This is a genomic window from Methylicorpusculum oleiharenae, from assembly GCF_009828925.2.
Lineage (GTDB): Bacteria > Pseudomonadota > Gammaproteobacteria > Methylococcales > Methylomonadaceae > Methylicorpusculum > Methylicorpusculum oleiharenae.
Map to the genome: position 1 here is coordinate 3,144,807 of NZ_WUTY02000001.1, position 17,335 is coordinate 3,162,141.

19 protein-coding genes and 1 pseudogene are annotated in these 17,335 nt (G+C 45.6%); 9 read left to right on the forward strand and 11 right to left on the reverse strand.

Annotated elements, in window-relative coordinates; translation table 11 throughout:
• The first annotated feature begins 118 nt into the window (after positions 1 to 118).
• From GO003_RS14175 to GO003_RS14185, 3 genes are read left to right on the forward strand one after another with little or no spacing between them, the layout of a single operon-like run.
• Positions 119 to 403, forward strand: coding sequence for a hypothetical protein (locus tag GO003_RS14175; protein ID WP_159659570.1), 285 nt, complete (start codon positions 119 to 121; stop codon positions 401 to 403).
• A 33-nt stretch (positions 404 to 436) separates the two neighbouring features.
• Positions 437 to 1,420 (forward strand): oxygen-dependent tRNA uridine(34) hydroxylase TrhO, encoded by a 984-nt coding sequence (trhO, locus tag GO003_RS14180; protein ID WP_159659571.1) that lies wholly within the window; start codon positions 437 to 439, stop codon positions 1,418 to 1,420.
• 23 nt (positions 1,421 to 1,443) lie between these two features.
• Positions 1,444 to 2,112, forward strand: a complete 669-nt coding sequence (locus GO003_RS14185) for a peroxiredoxin family protein (protein WP_159659572.1) — start codon at positions 1,444 to 1,446, stop codon at positions 2,110 to 2,112.
• Between the two features lie 158 nt (positions 2,113 to 2,270).
• Here the strand turns inward: GO003_RS14185 and sufT are convergent, their stop codons facing one another.
• From sufT to GO003_RS14210, 5 genes and pseudogenes are all read right to left on the reverse strand, one after another.
• Positions 2,271 to 2,819, reverse strand: coding sequence for a putative Fe-S cluster assembly protein SufT (sufT, locus tag GO003_RS14190; RefSeq protein ID WP_159659573.1), 549 nt, complete (start codon positions 2,817 to 2,819; stop codon positions 2,271 to 2,273).
• 15 nt (positions 2,820 to 2,834) lie between these two features.
• Positions 2,835 to 3,563 (reverse strand): SDR family NAD(P)-dependent oxidoreductase, encoded by a 729-nt coding sequence (locus tag GO003_RS14195; RefSeq protein WP_159659585.1) that lies wholly within the window; start codon positions 3,561 to 3,563, stop codon positions 2,835 to 2,837.
• Positions 3,554 to 4,234 (reverse strand): HAD family hydrolase, encoded by a 681-nt coding sequence (locus tag GO003_RS14200; protein ID WP_159659584.1) that lies wholly within the window; start codon positions 4,232 to 4,234, stop codon positions 3,554 to 3,556. The genes GO003_RS14195 and GO003_RS14200 overlap by 10 nt, the downstream gene beginning before the upstream one ends.
• Positions 4,235 to 4,238: 4 nt before the next feature.
• Complete coding sequence (gene ubiG / locus GO003_RS14205) at positions 4,239 to 4,946, reverse strand: bifunctional 2-polyprenyl-6-hydroxyphenol methylase/3-demethylubiquinol 3-O-methyltransferase UbiG (protein ID WP_159659574.1); 708 nt, start codon at positions 4,944 to 4,946, stop codon at positions 4,239 to 4,241.
• Positions 4,947 to 5,091: 145 nt separating this feature from the next.
• Positions 5,092 to 6,405, reverse strand: a pseudogene (locus tag GO003_RS14210) (TRZ/ATZ family hydrolase).
• 59 nt (positions 6,406 to 6,464) lie between these two features.
• Here GO003_RS14210 and mtnA point away from each other — a divergent pair.
• Together mtnA and cysZ are read left to right on the forward strand one after the other, a co-directional pair.
• Positions 6,465 to 7,499 carry an S-methyl-5-thioribose-1-phosphate isomerase gene (mtnA, locus tag GO003_RS14215; RefSeq protein ID WP_159659576.1) on the forward strand — a complete coding sequence of 345 codons (1,035 nt, stop codon included), beginning with the start codon at positions 6,465 to 6,467 and terminating at the stop codon, positions 7,497 to 7,499.
• On the forward strand, positions 7,499 to 8,227 hold the full coding sequence (gene cysZ / locus GO003_RS14220) for a sulfate transporter CysZ (RefSeq protein WP_159659577.1): 729 nt from the start codon (positions 7,499 to 7,501) through the stop codon (positions 8,225 to 8,227). The genes mtnA and cysZ overlap by 1 nt, the downstream gene beginning before the upstream one ends.
• Positions 8,228 to 8,251: 24 nt before the next feature.
• Here the strand turns inward: cysZ and GO003_RS14225 are convergent, their stop codons facing one another.
• On the reverse strand, positions 8,252 to 8,875 hold the full coding sequence (locus tag GO003_RS14225; protein ID WP_159659578.1) for a metallophosphatase domain-containing protein: 624 nt from the start codon (positions 8,873 to 8,875) through the stop codon (positions 8,252 to 8,254).
• Between the two features lie 286 nt (positions 8,876 to 9,161).
• Between GO003_RS14225 and GO003_RS26600 the strand changes: the two genes are divergently transcribed.
• Entirely contained in the window at positions 9,162 to 9,317 is a 156-nt protein-coding gene (locus GO003_RS26600; RefSeq protein WP_159659586.1) for a hypothetical protein, read from the forward strand.
• A 207-nt stretch (positions 9,318 to 9,524) separates the two neighbouring features.
• On the opposite strand, the gene GO003_RS14230 is transcribed toward GO003_RS26600, so the two are convergent.
• The 5 genes from GO003_RS14230 to GO003_RS14250 form a co-directional block, all read right to left on the reverse strand.
• Positions 9,525 to 10,346 (reverse strand): metallophosphoesterase family protein, encoded by an 822-nt coding sequence (locus GO003_RS14230; RefSeq protein WP_159659579.1) that lies wholly within the window; start codon positions 10,344 to 10,346, stop codon positions 9,525 to 9,527.
• 9 nt (positions 10,347 to 10,355) lie between these two features.
• Positions 10,356 to 11,354, reverse strand: a complete 999-nt coding sequence (locus GO003_RS14235; RefSeq protein WP_231089000.1) for a diacylglycerol/lipid kinase family protein — start codon at positions 11,352 to 11,354, stop codon at positions 10,356 to 10,358.
• A 391-nt stretch (positions 11,355 to 11,745) separates the two neighbouring features.
• On the reverse strand, positions 11,746 to 12,156 hold the full coding sequence (locus tag GO003_RS14240; protein WP_231089201.1) for a DUF4112 domain-containing protein: 411 nt from the start codon (positions 12,154 to 12,156) through the stop codon (positions 11,746 to 11,748).
• Positions 12,157 to 12,261: 105 nt separating this feature from the next.
• Positions 12,262 to 12,681, reverse strand: a complete 420-nt coding sequence (locus GO003_RS26190) for a transposase (RefSeq protein WP_331001641.1) — start codon at positions 12,679 to 12,681, stop codon at positions 12,262 to 12,264.
• A 479-nt stretch (positions 12,682 to 13,160) separates the two neighbouring features.
• Positions 13,161 to 13,442 (reverse strand): hypothetical protein, encoded by a 282-nt coding sequence (locus tag GO003_RS14250; RefSeq protein ID WP_159659559.1) that lies wholly within the window; start codon positions 13,440 to 13,442, stop codon positions 13,161 to 13,163.
• A gap of 197 nt (positions 13,443 to 13,639) precedes the next feature.
• Here GO003_RS14250 and GO003_RS14255 point away from each other — a divergent pair, with 197 nt between their 5' ends.
• From GO003_RS14255 to GO003_RS14265, 3 genes are all read left to right on the forward strand, one after another.
• On the forward strand, positions 13,640 to 13,867 hold the full coding sequence (locus GO003_RS14255; protein ID WP_159659558.1) for a hypothetical protein: 228 nt from the start codon (positions 13,640 to 13,642) through the stop codon (positions 13,865 to 13,867).
• Between the two features lie 536 nt (positions 13,868 to 14,403).
• Positions 14,404 to 16,428: a cache domain-containing protein gene (locus GO003_RS14260; protein WP_159659557.1), complete on the forward strand. Its 2,025-nt coding sequence runs from the start codon at positions 14,404 to 14,406 to the stop codon at positions 16,426 to 16,428.
• A gap of 679 nt (positions 16,429 to 17,107) precedes the next feature.
• Positions 17,108 to 17,314, forward strand: coding sequence for a hypothetical protein (locus tag GO003_RS14265; protein WP_159659556.1), 207 nt, complete (start codon positions 17,108 to 17,110; stop codon positions 17,312 to 17,314).
• Positions 17,315 to 17,335: the final 21 nt, after the last annotated feature.

Sequence of the window (17,335 nt, forward strand, 5' to 3'; positions counted from 1 at the left end):
AAAATACGTATTTGAAGAACAGTAAAGGCTCTTTTTTTAAAAAATAGTTGTGGGTTTTTGCATTTATGAGAAGATGCGCGCCCTTGGATTAAACAATTGATTTGAAAGAGGAGAGAACATGGCTGAAACAGTGGATGAATTGACAGTGACCTATGAAGATGGGGGCATTGAAACCGTCAAGGAATTGGATAAGAAAGTCCTGACTAAAGGAGCCTGGGCAACTGTTATGTATCGCTATCAAGACTGGGACAGAGCCAAGGAGGCCTATGGTCCTGATAAATATACAATACGCCGGTATCAAAAAAGAAACGGCGAGTACCAGCAAAAATCAAAATTTAATATTTCGAGTAAAGACCAGGCCAAAAGTATTATTGAAGGATTACAGGAATGGATTGCGGATTAACCTGTATTTGCCCTGATTTGTAGAAGGCGTTATATGTTTCAAAATGTTGTTTGTGCGTTGTATAAGTTTGTCACGCTGGAAGATTATCAGGCGCTGCGCCTGCCTCTACTCAACTGTATGGAAGCCCATCAAATCAGGGGAACATTGATCCTGGCAAAAGAAGGGATTAACGGCACTGTCGCAGGAAGCCGGGAAAACGTTGATGCGTTGCTGATTTTTTTAAGAAATGATTCTCGTCTGAAAGATCTTGATTTCAAGGAATCGTTCAGTGAAACCATGCCGTTCAACCGCACAAAGGTTAAGCTTAAAAATGAAATCGTGACCATGGGTATAGAAGGTATTGATCCCAAGCAAGTCGTCGGCACCTATGTGGAGCCTTCAGATTGGAACCGGTTGATTGCTGATCCTGAGGTTATCCTGATCGATACACGCAACGATTATGAATATCAGGTGGGCACTTTTAAAAATGCAATCAATCCCAAGACCACAAACTTCAGAGAATTTCCCCAGTTTGTAAAACAACATCTTGATCCCGCTAAACACAAAAAAGTAGCCATGTTCTGCACGGGCGGCATACGTTGCGAAAAATCAACCGCTTACTTAAAAGAGCAAGGTTTTTCGGATGTTTTTCACTTGAAAGGCGGTATTTTAAAATACCTGGAACAAGTGCCCGAACAGGAAACGCTTTGGGACGGTGAATGTTTTGTCTTTGATGACCGGGTGACGGTTAATCATAGTCTTCAAAAAGGCCGGCATGATTTGTGTAATGCGTGCAGAACGCCTATTACGGAAGCTGAGAAAGCCGACCACCGATATGAACAAGGTGTCAGTTGTCCGCTTTGCTTCGGCAAAGTCACTGAAACGCAAAAATCCCGGTTTATAGAGCGTGAAAAGCAAATGAATCTGGCCCGGCAAAGAGGTGAAGCTCACATGGGGGCGGATGCTGCAAAATTGCTGGAAGCCAAGCGGCAGCAAAAACTGGATCGTAAGCTCAAGCTGAAAATTCAAATCGTATAAGATTCATCAGTGAAGGTTAAGACATGAAGGCGCAGACAGGCGATCAGGCACCGGAGTTATCTATTTCAGAATGGGTTCAGGGTGAGTCCGTGCAACTGAGCCAACTGTTGGGTAAAGTGGTTTTGCTGGATTTTTTTCAAGTCAACTGCCCCGGCTGTTTTCTTTATGCGCTGCCTCACGCCATCTCTTTGCATGAGCGCTTTGCGGATAAAGGTTTGGTGGTTTTAGGGATTGCTACGGCTTTTGAAGATTTTGATAAAAATACGCTGGAGAATCTAAAGAGACTCATCAATCAGCATGAACTCACCGGCGCGACGCTGGAATTATTATCGCAGCGAGGCGAATTGGTTAATGGCCGTTGGCCCTACCAAATTCCTTTTCCTGTCGCGATGGACCGTTTGGTCAAGCGTTCTGAACCTGTGAACGATGGCGTGATAGACAGCTTCATCAGTGAACGGGTACCGGATTTTTCAGAACAAACGTTTGAGCATCAAGAAAACATTCGCGCACACGTTAAAAACTATTTTCAATCATTGCAATTTCACGCCGAAACTTTTGATCGTTTTGATTTGAAAGGCACGCCCTCGCAGGTCTTGATTGATCAGCAGGGCATTATCCGAGAGATTGCATTTGGCACAAGCCCTGATCTGGAAGACCAAATTGCCGGACTTTTTCTTGAAGAGGCCGATTAAATCAATACCGGATCAACTTTATAAAGATGTTTCAGCTCTAACTCTATTTTCCTAGCCGACCGCGTCGTTTCGGCAGAGATTGCCTAATTCCATACTTTATGGAAACTCGAAGCTAACCATCCATGGCACTATTTAGCTGAAACATCTTGCTAATCAGGTTAATACAAGCCCAGTTGAACTTGCGCAACCTCGGACATCATTTCTCGTGACCAGGGCGGATCAAGAACGACTTCAACGTCAACGCTTTCCACGCCGGGCAGGGCGCGTATCGATTTTTCAACGTCACCCTGAATAACGGGCCCCATGCCACAGCCAGGGGCGGTCAGTGTCATCTGGATTTGGACCCTGTTTTTGCCGCTCTCGACGGGTGTGACATAGCAACCGTAAACCAAGCCCAAATCAACGATGTTGACCGGGATTTCCGGGTCATACACTGTTTTCATGACTTCCCAGCAGTTTTTTTCGACAGATTCCGGGTCGGTCTCAGTGACCACCGTTTCCAAATGATGTGGTTCTTTACCCAATACGTCGGCATCAGCGCTGGCAATACGCACCATGTGGCCGTAATCGGTCACCACCGTGTAGTTATTGCCTAGCGATTGATGAAGGGTGACCACTGTGCCTTGGGTCAATGTACTGGGATTGCCATCCGGTATCATGACGACGTTGACATCGCGAGTTAAGGTTATCGTTTCTCTTGCAGCCATATTTAGAAGGATCCTTTATTGCTTGAATGTGTGTGCGTCGATGATTTGTCCGTTCATGCCGATACTAGCCGGACTGAACAGATAAAGGTAAATATCAGCCAGTGAATGCATTTCCGGTAAAAGGCTTTTATCTTCGGCCGGATAAGATTTTTTGCGTACCGGTGAGTTAACAGGTCCAGGAATCAAGGTGTTGACCCGGATCTTGCCTTCTGCTTCCAGTTCCTCCGCCAGAATGTGCGCGAGTCCCTCCAGCGCTATTTTCGATACGCCGTAAGCGCTGGAATAGGCAGGTGCGGTTCTGGCTCGAGAATCGCTTGTAAAAACGATGGACGCGGGTTCACTTTTTTGTAAAAGGGGTAACAAAACCCGGCAAAGTAAGAAAGGGGCGTTCAAATTGACATTCAGCGTATGCCCCCAGTCTTTGGTTTTAGTGATCGCAATCGGTTCAAACGCGACAAACTCAACTGCTGAATGCAATAACCCATTCAATTGGCCGTATTTGCTTTCAATACGGTCCGCCAAATCCTGGTAATCGTTTTCATTGGCACCGGCTAGATCGAACGGATAAAGAACGGGTTCGGGCGCTTGTTCCGAAACAATGGCGTCATAAACCGCTTCCAGTTTTGGAATGCTTTTATCCAGTAAAATGATATGCGCGCCTTGTTTGGCAAGCGCAAGCGCGGCGCTTCCGCCTAATCCGCCCCCGGCGCCGGTTATCAGAATAACTTGTCCGCTTAATGACATAGTGCTGTTTTTATCCATGCTTCAATCTGTTCAGGGTGTTCAATCAGAGCGTCGGCTCCCCATGAGTGTGGGGTATCTTCGGGCTTCAGGTAGCCGTATAAGGCTGCCAATGTTTTCATGCCGGCATTTTTTCCGGCGGCAATGTCATGAGAAGCATCACCGATATAAACGCATTCCTCGGGGGCTACGTCAGCCTGTTTGCAGCCGGCGAACATGGGTTCGGGATGCGGTTTGCTGTTGCCGGTGCTGTCGCCGCTGATAATGCAAGCCGCCCGCTGATTAAGGTCTAATGCAGTCATCAACGGTTCAGTAAAGCGTTTTTGCTTATTGGTAATCACCCCCCATTTAAGACCGCTGGCTTCGATGCCGGCCAGCGTTTCAGGCATGCCGGGAAAGAAGACAGAGTGTTCGGCAATATGGGTCTGATAGTGATCAAGCATGGTGATCAGCAGTGAGTCGTGCAAGTCCTGTGTAAAACGGTCTTGTAAACAAAGTTTGATCATGGCCGATGCACCGAACGATATCAACGGGCGTACCGATTCTACGCTAATTGTTTCGATACCTGAGTCGGCTAAGGCGAAGTTCAGACAGGCAATCAAATCCGGGGCAGTATCGACCAGGGTGCCGTCTAAATCGAACAAGACGCAGGACAATTTAAAATCATGGCTCATAACGTTATTCGGGTCGTCGGAACGCGGCCAGATAATTGACATCAATATCCTTGCCAAGACTGAAACGTTTGTTGAACGGGTTGTACTCGATGCCGCACAGACTAACTAGCTCAAGCCCTGCATAACGGGCCCACTGGCTTAGTTCGGAGGGTTTGATGAAAGTTTTAAAATCATGCGTTCCCTTGGGTACCATTTTTAACATATGTTCAGCTGCAACAATTGCAAGAAGATAGGCTTTGGGTTTACGGTTAAGTGTAGAGAAAAACACCATGCCGCCCGGTTTAACCAGTTGAGCGCAAGCGTAAACAATAGATAATGGATCCGGCACATGCTCCAGCATTTCCATACAAGTGACGTGATCAAAGCTTTCCGGTTGTTCCTGTGCCAAGGCTTCGGCGCTGATTTTGCGGTATTCGGCTTTGATTCCGGACTCCAGACTATGCAAGTCGGCAATGTCTATCAATTCCTGACTCAGGTCAATTCCCAATACTTTTGCCGCATTCTTGGCGAGACCTTCGGTCAGGATACCGCCGCCGCATCCCACGTCAACGATGCGTCTGCCGTCAATATAGGCATGATCACGAATAAACCTCAGCCGAAGAGGATTGATATCGTGCAATGTTTTGAATTCACCTTGTGTGTCCCACCAGCGTTCTGCCAGGGAACCGAATTTGTGAATCTCATGTAAGTGAACGTTTTCTTTTGCTGTCATAAGTAATGGTCCGTGCTTTATGGCTATTGTATACTAAAATACTAGGTTATTGGTATCGTTGAAATTCGCATTTATTTAAATCATGCGAATGGATAATCCAGGAAAAATCATTTCACCCACAAAAGAGGGTCGTCTGGCTCTTTAATTAGCCTTTGGCGAGACGCGCCTGCCATTCATTAATTCTAATTGTCAGATCAGTGATTGACAGTGTCGTGAGTTGCTGTTGCTTGAGGAGCCGCTTGCCGTTAACCCACACATCGGTGACGTGTTGCCGGCCGGCAGCATAGACGATTTGAGACACCGGGCAATAAAGCGGTTGAGTTTCCAGCTGCGATAAATCAATGGCAACCACATCAGCTGCTTTGCCTATTTCCAGTGAACCGGTTTCGCTATCCAGTCCCAAGGCTTTGGCCCCGTTCAGCGTCGCCATTCTTAATGCGGTTGCTGCCGGAACTGCGCTGGCATCACTAGCAACAGCCTAGCCGAGCAGTGCAGCGGTTCGCATTTCGGAAAACATGTCCAAATCATTGTTGCTTGCGGCACCATCAGTGCCCAGTGCCACGTTAATTCCGGCGTCCAGGCATTTGGCGACAGGACAAAAGCCGCTGGCCAGTTTTAAGTTTGATTCCGGGCAATGAACGATATGCGCTCCGGCTGCGGCAAATAACTGGATTTCCTCATCCGTCAATTGCGTCATATGAACCGCGATCAACGAAGGATTGATGAGTCCCAGTTCATGCAGGCGCTGAATCGGGCGTTTGCCTGACTTCTTTTGTTCATCTTCAACTTCGTGTTGGGTTTCATGCACATGCATATGAACCGGTATGTCCAGTTCATCGGCCAAGGTTCTGACTTTTTGTAAGGGCCCATCTGATACCGTATAAGGCGCATGAGGAGCAAACGGCATGCTGATCAGCGGTTCGTGCCGAAACTCATCGTACAAGGCGAGTCCTTTTTCCAGATAATGATCGCTGTTGTCAGCCCACGCCGAAGGATAATCAATCAGTATCAAGCCTATGGAAGCACGCATGCCATGCTGTATGGCTTGCTGAGCGGCAATTTCAGGGAAAAAATACATGTCATTGAAACAGGTCGTACCGCTTCGGATCATTTCCGCAATTGCCAGGTCGGTTCCGTCCCGGACAAAGGCCTTGCCCATCCACTGTTGTTCCAAAGGCCAGATATGATGCTGTAGCCAATCCATCAACGGTAAATCGTCCGCTATGCCGCGCATCAGTGACATTGCGGCGTGCGTATGGCTGTTGATCAGTCCCGGAATCAGCGCGTGCTTATCCATTCTTTCAACTGTCCGTCCCTGATATTTGGAACTGGCCATCTCTTCGGGAAGTAAATCGATTATTCTGCCGTCATCAATGACCAGCGTGTGGTTTTCATAGGTTACGGATGCCGGTTCAACGGGTATAATCCAACGTGCATGGATGAGAATATCGACGTTCATGTGCTGTTCCTGAATCAAGTAACAGAATTATAACTTTTTTAACCTTGATTGGATCAATAATGAATGAACAAACTCAATTGACTGTTCAGGCTCTGCATTGGACAGGCCATTCGCTGAAAGTGTTGGATCAGCGTTGTTTACCGCAAACCATCGTTTATCATGAATATTCCGATGCAGAGGGTGTTTTTGATGCGATAAGAAGTATGGAAGTACGAGGCGCTCCCGCGATTGGTATTGCCGCAGCCTACGGCGTGGTTTTGTCGGTTCGCCAGCATTTTGACGAAACAGGCGATGAGTGGCGTGTAAAAGTTGCCGAAGATATAGCCAAACTGGCACAGTCTCGCCCGACGGCTGTCAACCTGTTCTGGGCTTTGAAGCAGATGACTGACTTGCTGGCCGGAATTCAGGGCAATCCCGTCGATGAATTTTTAAGTTTGGCTAATAAAATTCATGAAGAGGATATCAGTGCGAATCATAAAATGGCTGAGTTCGGTGCCGATATCATCGGCAACGCGAAAGGCGTTATGACGCATTGCAATGCAGGGGCCTTGGCTACCGGCGGCTACGGAACAGCATTAGGCGTCATTCGCAGCGCGTATAAACGAGGACTGAAATCTATCTACGCCGGTGAAACCAGACCCTGGCTGCAAGGCGCCCGATTGACGGCATGGGAATTGGCTCAGGATGGTATCCCTGTGACGCTGGTTGCCGATTCTGCTGCAGCTTGGCTCATGAAATCAGGTGCTATCGAATGGATCGTCGTCGGGGCCGACCGGATTGCGGCAAACGGCGATACGGCCAACAAAATCGGCACCTATTCATTGGCCGTGCTGGCCAAACAACACGGCATCAAACTGATGATTGCCGCGCCTACATCCACTATCGATTGGTCCTTGGAAAACGGCAATACCATCGAAATAGAACAGCGCGAAGCAAGAGAACTGCTTCCTGAATGTTATGAGCAAAGCGGCTCGCTCGTCACTGCCTGGAATCCGGTATTTGACGTTACCCCTGCGGAACTAATTACTGCGATAGTGACCGAAAAAGGAGTGGTTTTAAACCCCTCTGAAAAAGGTATCAGGAGTTTACAGTAATGCGATTGATCAACGACAACAACCCCATGGCAAGCTTCGGTTATTTGGTCAAAGGTCTGAAATGGCTGACCAAGTCAGAGTTGCGCCAATTTATCCTGATTCCGTTAGCCATCAATCTGGTTCTTTACAGCACACTGCTTTTTCTTGCCTATACCTATATCGATGCGCTGATTCAGCAATTTATTCCAGACTGGCTCACTTGGTTGAACTGGATATTGTGGCCATTATTTTTTGTCGGGTTTTTTGTGATCGGTTTTTTTACGTTTACGCTGATAGCAAATCTGTTGGCTGCACCTTTTTATGGCGCCTTGTCGGCGAAAACGACGCGGCTCATAAAAGCCGATCCGGTTTTTGTCAAGGAACCTCCGGTAGTCAAGGTTGTTCTGGCTGAATTAGGCAGGGCCCGCTATTTACTGCTCAGAGCCTTACCGTTGCTTATCCTATCGGTTATACCGGGCATCAACATCGTAGCGCCGGTGTTATGGGGTCTCTTTGGTGCATGGGCTATGGCTATGGAATATTTTGCGTACCCGCTTGAAAACGCAGGTATTTTATTTGCCGAACAAAAACAGATTCTGTCGCGTTATAGACTTAGCACGCTGAGTTTCGGAGGTTTGGTTATGCTGGGTCTCACCTTGCCGCTATTGAATATTTTAATAGCACCGGCTGCGGTCATAGGCGCTTCGCTATGGGCTCATGATAGGGACTTAATTCAGCCGAAAAACTGATTGCCGGGTGTTTTTTCATTTCAGCTACAAATCAATTACAATCGGCGCGTTGACAGGCTGATACCCTGCATCGCAAATTGAAGCATTGACGAAAGTGGTGCCTTTACGCTCCATAACGCCATAACCCTCGTGGATGTGCCCAAAAATATGCAGCTTCGGCTTGATACGCTCCAATGCATAAAGCAAGTCTTCACAGCCAACCACTTCGCCGCTATAGATCTGGTCCAATATTCCGTTAGGGGGGGTATGCGTAATAAGTACATCGGTATCGTCGGGAATTAATGACCACATCTGCGCTAGCGGCTGTCCACGCGGCAGATTGAACGCCCAGTTAAAAAATTCAGGTTGCCAGGGAGACCCCCAGAATTTCACGCCATTAATTTCAACGCCTCTGTCCTCGAGATAAATTACATTTTTAATCAGTCTTTTAAAATGAAAACTGACCCCATCTGCAATCGGCCAATCATGATTGCCTGCAACTAAAAATTTGGCTTTGTGCGGCAGGCTTAGCATGAATTCATCAAATATCTTCAATTCCGAATCATATCCTGCCAGACAGATGTCTCCCGCTACCACCAGCACATCGCCATCAGGCACCTCGATCCGGTCGGTCATTCCGTGAGTATCCGACAGGCAAACAATTCGCATAGGCTTCCTCTTCAGTGGCCATGACAAAAATTATAAATGAAATAAGGGTTTTTGGGGTGCTTTACTATTGCATTACATTGGTTATCGAATAATGGAGTTCTAACTCTGCGTATTCCTGCCCCAAAGCTGCCACCCTCTGGCGGGCACCCCGGTGTCGAATTTCGATCTGCGATGGGTATAACTAAGGGATATTCTGCATCATTATTAAGAGGAAGCAGATGCCGGCTAATAGGTTATCTATGCGAAAAATAAAAGACCTTACGCCTGAAATAAGCCTAATCGAAAGATTGCCCAAAGATGCAATATCTCAAGGCCAGCAGTGACGAATTATGTGGAACGTGCCGAGCAAGCCGGATTATCCTGGCTTTTGCCGGATACGTTAACTGATGCGGAGTCAGAGAAGTTATTGTTTCCTACATTGGCTCAGTCATCAGCCAGATGATTGCGTATCGCCTGACTTGTTAAAGGTTCATCAGGAACTGCAAAATAAGAATGTCACTCTATTTTTTATGGCTCTATGTGAAATACAGTGGGTGATGCCGGTTAATTATGCCAGCAGCAGTGAAAATTAAGCCGGTAGCTAACACCGATCCCAGCGAACGGTAAGTTTTGGCGTGCGGTAAACCACTTCTTGTGCAATAAATTAATTCTATAAAGTTGCAAGGGAAAGTTTTAATGTTTCTTTTGCAACACAAAGGAAGCCGGATTGTTGGTCGTGATAATCCCATTGTTCGACTTTGCAATGTCGTGGCTCATCCGATGACTCCTGGTAACGAATAATATTGACTGAGTTACCGGCATTCCAGCGCATTCTCTCCGATACTGCAGGACCAGCCTGAATCACCCAAAGCGGATACGTTAATTCATCAATCTTTTGGTGCAGCGGAATAATAAAGGGCAAATGAATATGGCCACCTAAAATAAGGTCAGCGCCTGCTTTTGCCCACTGGAAGATAGCTCTATCGCGCCCTTTAACTACGTTATCCTCATCCACCATATTATTTACAAAGAGGGGATGGTGCGCAACAACAATGCGTAACTGCGATGGTTTACCTTGCTGTAATAGGCGACAAACCCGATCGATCTGAGTAACCGATAGTTCACCATTTACATGCCTATAACGGCGCGTCGTTTTGACGGTAACAACCAGTAAGGTGTCTGACTCAAAGACCGGCTCAAGATTTTCTCCAAAAGTTTTTTGATAATTATAATAAGGCCAGAATAATCGCATGGGTAGATTGAAGAGCGGTATATCGTGATTTCCAGCTATCACAACCTTGGTCTTACTTTGTAAGGCTTCAGTAAAGGCTTTGGCTGCGGTGAATTGTTTAGTTCTCGCTCTTTGGGTTATGTCGCCGGATATAATCGTTAAGTTTGGTTGTTCCTGATACGTTAACTCAATTAAAGCTTGCGTCACCTCAGGTAGCTCGGTTCCGAAATGTGGGTCAGAGAGATGCAGGATTACGTCCATCAATTTTAATCAATCGGGTGTGTATCGTGGCTTAATCAACAATAAGGCCCGTTCAGCTATACCAATCTCAATCGGTGCTTTAAGCCAAATGACTTCCCCATCAATCGCTGCTTTAACATTAGAACCTAAAAATCTGGCAAAACGGACAGTCATTTTTTCAAATGGGAAGCTCAGGATATTTTCATCATTATCAAGATCAGCGAGTACTCCCTTGATTAATAATTTAACCATCGCCAATTTGTTGAGTGGCCGGGGAATGATAGCGACCAGTTTGCCCTGTTCAATTTTCTGCGCTTCAGCTACCCCCACATTTTTAAGTTGAAGGGCGTTGTTAGCGATAAAAAGGCTGGGGGTGTCTAATTCAATGCTTCTAGTTTGAGTTGTAAGCTTGAGATGAATAATCTGCCGATTAAGAGCCAGAAAGTACATTCCGGCAATAACAGCGATGAAACGACTTCGGCCCCATCGACTTTTAAATTGTTCGCGGGTCTCCAGCAAGTCTGGATAAAGCCCTAGACTGGCATTAACCAGAAAAACCTTACCATTTATCACACCAACCTGAACCGGCTCGTAATATCCATTCAAAATGGTGTCTAAAGCGCCCTCCAGCGCCTCGGGTATGTTATGCGTTCTTGCAAAAAAATTAAACGTACCTTGTGGAATTATCCCGACCCTATAACAGTCACTTTGTATTGCTTGCTGAATCACGGTGTTAATAACGCCATCACCGCCGGCCGCCACCAGAATGCCCTTATCACGCGCAGCGGAGTTTACGGCTTGTTGTGCGATTTTGACTAACTCCTCCGGATCTTCGATTAAGTAAATGTTAAAACTTCTTCCTGCTGCAACTAAGGTATCTTCAATAATTTTGCGGACTTCTTTTGAATCGTCTTTTCCTGACTGAGCATTTAACAGAATATGGAGAGAAGAATTTTTGAGTTTAGACATTGACGCAGCTCCAACTAAGTTGACCCCCGGAGCCAGTGAATGCATTGCACTCCAGGCCATGATGATAACTTTGATTTTTAGATTTACTGTTGTCCTCTTTAGTCACAGGCGAATAACAGTAATGTAAACTTAATATGTAACTGCTCGCCCGCTTTGAATTAAGGGTGTAGATGCTTGATTTCAAAGGACGCATCAATACGTCCCTGTAGTTCTCTGCAACATCCCTGTCGCAGAAGCCTTTTCAATCAACCACCTACACCCACTAAAATTGGAGGGGGTGAGCAGATACCTTAAAATTACCGTTTCTAGAGGCAACACCTTACTCGAAACCACCTCAATAGTTTTGTTCAGCCACTTGCTCGGGCTGGCGTCCAATTATGACGACCGGCAAGACAAGTCAATCGATTAGTTCATGTAAACTTACAGTCTTTTTTGAGCTTATTAAAAGTGACTAGAGATCTAACCCTGATTTTACGTACTTTTTATTTTCCAAATGATTCAATAAAACCTGAACATTCTTACGATGAGCCTTATATCTCATATCAAAAAAATCGCCAAAAACAGGTACCGAGCCCACCACCGCGTCAACTGCCAAATACCATAGCATTTGTGCTAAAACCCAATTCGGCACATTTAATCGCTTGGCTTTATAAACAATATATAAGCCTAAAGAACTGGTTAAGATATCTCCAATCCCTGGTATCAAACCTAATATACTATCGTATCCTACTCGCCAGTCGGTGCCAGGTATTAGGTAACGATCATCTAGCCAACTTGACAATTTCGTTAACCTGACAAGGACTTGAGACGCGTCAGAACCTTGCTCAGCCTGAATTTTTTCATCGTCGGGTAAGGACTTCATTTTATTCAAGTTAATTGTTCCGCTAATTTGGTCAGTACTTACATAAGATTGATCGTACTAATCTATAAAAAGCGAGTACCCAGCTTCCGAAATACATTCGATAATCTAAACAAGCAGAGGTTTGCCAATATAAGTCCATCGAAACGGTTTTGCTAAAGTCACATTAAAAAACTCAATGAATGACAGAATGCGTGCATTTAAAACTTCCTTTGATGGAAAACTCCCACGTTTTAGTAACCGACGGCTCAGGATACCGAACCAGATTTCTATCTGATTAAGCCATGAACAATGTTTGGGCGTATACACAAAACGGATACGATGATCAGAGCATTGTAAAAAGTCTGCGCGGGAAGCCATATTCTCTAAAATACCGGATTTGCCTTTCTCGCCTAATGCGTCTTTTATGCCGCAGAGCTCCGCCAAGCATTCAACCAACGAGGCCGACTTATGGGTATTGAGCGGGTCGGCGACAAACACCCATTTTGCATCGGGATCGGTTGCTACCGTCGCCCGGATGTGAGACACAAAGTCGTCTTCTGCCGGGCGTCGCCAAGAGTGGGACAGATGACTTTACCGGTAGCCACTTCAAAATTAGTTATCAGGGATTGTGTGCCATGCCGCGTGTATTCAAACTCATGCAACCCAGTTTCCCTTTGGACATCGCATGGTCGGGATGTATCCGTTCCAGTGCCTGAATGCCTGTCTTTTCATCAACACTTATCAGCTAAACGCCCGACTCATGAAGCTCCTGTGCTGGGTGATAAAGTTTACACACAGCTCGCACGTATTGCCGAAAGTTCGCTTCATTCTCGACCTTATGAATCAACCAAAATTTGATCCGATGGAGTTTTAAGTTCCCCTGATATTAAAAAACGCTCGACACCGCTGGCTGATATGCTGGCGACAATACCCCGATTGATCATTGTCCGAACTAGCTCCGGCTGCTTCCAGTGACTGAGGTATTCCGGGGGTGTTTCACAGGCAACCGCCAACAATTGGCAAATCTATTCTGCCGTAAATGTACCGGGGCTACCTGGGCGCGGTCTGTCCGCCAGCACTTGGCCGACCGCTTCCCGTAACTGCTTGGGTTTATCCTTAAACTTTTCCAATTCAGCGGTGTTATCGACCCAGTGCTTTCGCCAAAAACCAACCGTCTCCTCGCATAACCCCAAGTCTTGGCTGATGGTTTTGTTATAGCTCGCTGTTCTTGCCGACAACACAATCTCGGCTCGTTGCACCAAGCTATGGAGTGCTTCGCGACGCCGAGCGATTGCTTGTACTAGCATATCCTGGACATAAACTTGTTACCCTAATTAAAGCGGCTATTTAGATTGATAATGACTGCTAATTATTAGAATTTCTGTGCGATAGCTTACTTAATTTTTCCTGATTAGCCAGATGCTTCAGCTCAAGCCAGATAACCCGGTATTTCGTGACTGGGAAAACGCATTCTGTTGTTTAATTTACAAAGGAGTCTCGTCATATGGCTATGAATTGCATTCAGTTCCAAGCAGGTTTATCGTTGCCTGAATACGCCGCGGCTGTAGGCATAGATCAGAATCGAAACCATCAACTTCGGGTGATAGGCGTGCTGGCCTTTCCGGCTATAGGTCTGCTCAACGCTAGCGGTATCCAACTGCTCGAACAGTTCGCCGTAGAGAAAGCATTCATGATCCTCCGGAAGGGGGTCAAACACACTGCCGGGAAATAATTGGTATTGATGAAACTCAAACGGTCAGGATTTGAAGGGAATCGTCACCGCTGCGCAAAGGCCTGTTATTTTTAATAAAGATACATTATCTTGTTGATATTGTTAAACAATATAACATAAAGGCATCCGGATCCTGCGTTTAGTTCCCAGGGAATGAACTGATACCATGCTTTTTCAATTATCGGGCAGCCTCCTAGCTCGCAACTACGCATGGAGGAGACGCGCTAAGTGCGCCTTCATTTTCGCTGACATTTTGTTCTTTTTAACCGACAGGCAGGATTTGTGCTGTTATTTAGGGCGAGATAGATGATTAAATCGAGCCTATGATGTGTGATCGCTCGGAAAGGTCTCAGTGCTTATAAAGGTGCATAGCGCACTGTTTTAGTGCATCGGATATTATCAATCGATATTTATTTTAGGAAAAATCAGCAAGGGTGGCTATGGTGTAATTTTTGCTTAAACCTGTAAGCGATTAATATTGAATCAAAATGAAAATTTGTCTTAATTGATCCTTTCAACCCACTGTTTGGAGAAGCATGGATACCTTATTCAATACCCACTCTACCAAACTGTTAGCCGCTTTGCCTGAGGTCAAAAGTTTAGAAACCCAATTAGCCCAATTAAACAAATTGTGGGGTAAAATTACTCTCATCGGCAAGATTAACAGCCACAATGTTGCGTCGATGATTTTGGATGACATGAATCGTACTCAAATTAAATTTGGGGTACTGCAGCGAAACCTGACCGACAGCTTGTTACGTGAAAACTTACAAAAGCTACTGTTGGATAACGCTTCCAGGGCACAAGTTGCCATTGACTTACTGATTCGTAATCTTTTTGAACGCACCGCCGATGTTGGCTTTCTGGCAACAGACAATGATATTCGGGTTTTTCTTAACCAGGCTCAATCTGATCAAAGCCAGATTGAGTTCATTGAAAATCGCCTAAAGGAATATGTCAAAAAATACAGTGTTTACGACGAAATCATCATATTAGACACTCAGGCCAAAATCCGAGCGCATTTAGACCCTAGCAATCAAATTACTGTATCAACCGATCCTCTAATACAGGAAACCTTAGATTCGCAACAGGCCTATGTGGAAACCTTTCGCTACAGTGAACTGCAAGCAAACCGACGCCATTCGTTAATTTATTCCTGCAAGATTACTGAAACTGATCAAAAAAACTCGCGAATTCTTGGCGTACTCTGTTTGTGTTTCCGATTTGACGATGAAATGCAGGGTATATTTGCCAATTTAGTCAGTGAATGCAACAACGAAGTTATCAGTATTTTGAACTCAGAAGGACGAGTTATCGCTAGCAGTAACGAACAGATTTTACCATTAGGGACCTATTCTGATTACTATGAGACGAGCTCATTGACTCGTTTTCAACGCTTTGATTACATCGTTAACACGAGAAGGACCAATGGCTATCAGGGCTTTTATGGTCTGGGTTGGCACGGGCAGATGTTAACCCGATTAGATTCGGCTTTTAAGAGAGACCTGTCTGTTAAAGAGGGCCAGGAATATAAAGAGATCATTGACCAATCTGATAGTTTTCCACAGGATCTAAAAGTAATCCGTAAAGCCTCCTCGGATATCAATGCGGATCTTAGTTTACTGGTGTTGAACGGGAAAATTGCTTCGGCCCGAAGAAACGCTGCGGAATTTATGCCGGTGTTGGAGGCTATTAAACAAATTGGTACTGACATTTCCTCTTTGTTTACAACCTCCGTCAATAGCTTACAGGAAGTAACCGTGATGTCCTCGCATCTGAATAATGCCGGCTTCCTGGCATCGTTGGCGGTAGATATCATGGATCGCAATCTTTACGAGAGAGCTAACGATTGCCGATGGTGGGCTTTGACCTCGTTGTTTCGCCGCAACCTGGCAAAGTCAGAAATTTCTGATGTCGATACGCGTGAGATCAGTGAAATTCTTTCTTATATCAACGCCCTCTATACGGTTTACACCAACATCTATGTCTACAATACGCAAGGCGTAATTGTTGCAGTTTCAAACCCGCAGCAGTCAGGTTTGATAGGCGTGAAGGTCAATAAATCGTCAGGCTTTAAGATCGACATGGATAATGCCAACAGCCAGTCCTACAGCGTATCAAGTTTTTCGTCCACAGTACTTTATAACGATCGCCCTACCTATATTTACAACGCTGCTATTACTGATTTGATAGACACCGATAAAGTGTTGGGTGGAATCGGCCTTGTTTTTGACAGTGAGCCACAATTTGCTGCGATGCTGCGCGAAATCCTGCCAAAAAAGCCCGACGGTTCTCCTATGACGAATAGTTTTGCGGTATTTACTGATCGCAAAGGGATGATTTTGAGCGTTGCTAATCATCTTCACTATCGCGTGGGGGATAAATTGCCAATAGATGATGCCTATTTCAAATTGAAAAATGGCGGAACCCGTTCGATGCTAATCAAGCACTCGGGAGAAAATTATGTGCTAGGTATTGCCGCTAGTAAGGGTTATAGGGAATACAAGACAAAAGACAATTACCATAATGATGTGATGGCATTCGTTTTTATTCCAATTTGAAGAAAACACTCATATTTTTGGTTGATCTGTGAATTCCGCCTTCTGATTTGGATGTAGCATTTAGAGCGGCTTTCCTATACGGGTTGTACCTGATGACATGCTTCAGTTGACCAATACGCATAAGTCGTTCAAAAAAGCCAAGCATGTGTCTGGCCGAATAGCAGCTCTCGGTCGCTCTGTGAAGATTTACATAACGTTACAAAGTGTTCATTTCCTGTTGAACTTTTGATGCCCGCTTCTTGGCGCAGTAGGGTTTCTCGATATCCCATTTAGGCCATATACCTGCTGGTCGGGGTCAATCTGTTAATGACGAAATAAACGGAGCCAAAATGGCCAACAATTTTGAGCCACTTTTTCAGACTTTATTTCTACAAATAAACTTGACAGAGTCCCTGAATTTTTTCAGGCAACGTCTTGAAGGAGCTGGCCAAGGGTTATGCAATCAAGCAAATATACCCATTGTAGATCGAAATTCGGCACCGGGGTGCCCGTCAAAGGACGCCGTAAATACATCCATGTAAGCTCTATGCCAGCATCCATGTTGGCAAAGCCTTTGCCGAACAACCCGTTGCCTCCTTTGGCACTGCCGACATTTGAAGTGCGAAAGGTCTATATACTTCGCGCGACCACATTTGCGGTTTTCTGATGCGCTCTTTTGTCCGATAGAGGCGTTGCCTCCATGGATGGAAGTAGGGAACGTGAGCAAGGCGCGGAAACAGTTACAGAGCTTGCTCTGCGCCTGTTTCCGCGCATTGCTCTCGATTGCCAGTTCCCGACGCAGTCTACCGCTTACTTCCTTGTAAGCGTCGAACAAAATAGCCTTGCCATAAAAGCCGCAAACATGACCACGCGCAGAATAGCTAAACTGAAAAGTTGCTATTTGTGATGCAATTGTCATACATTTCAA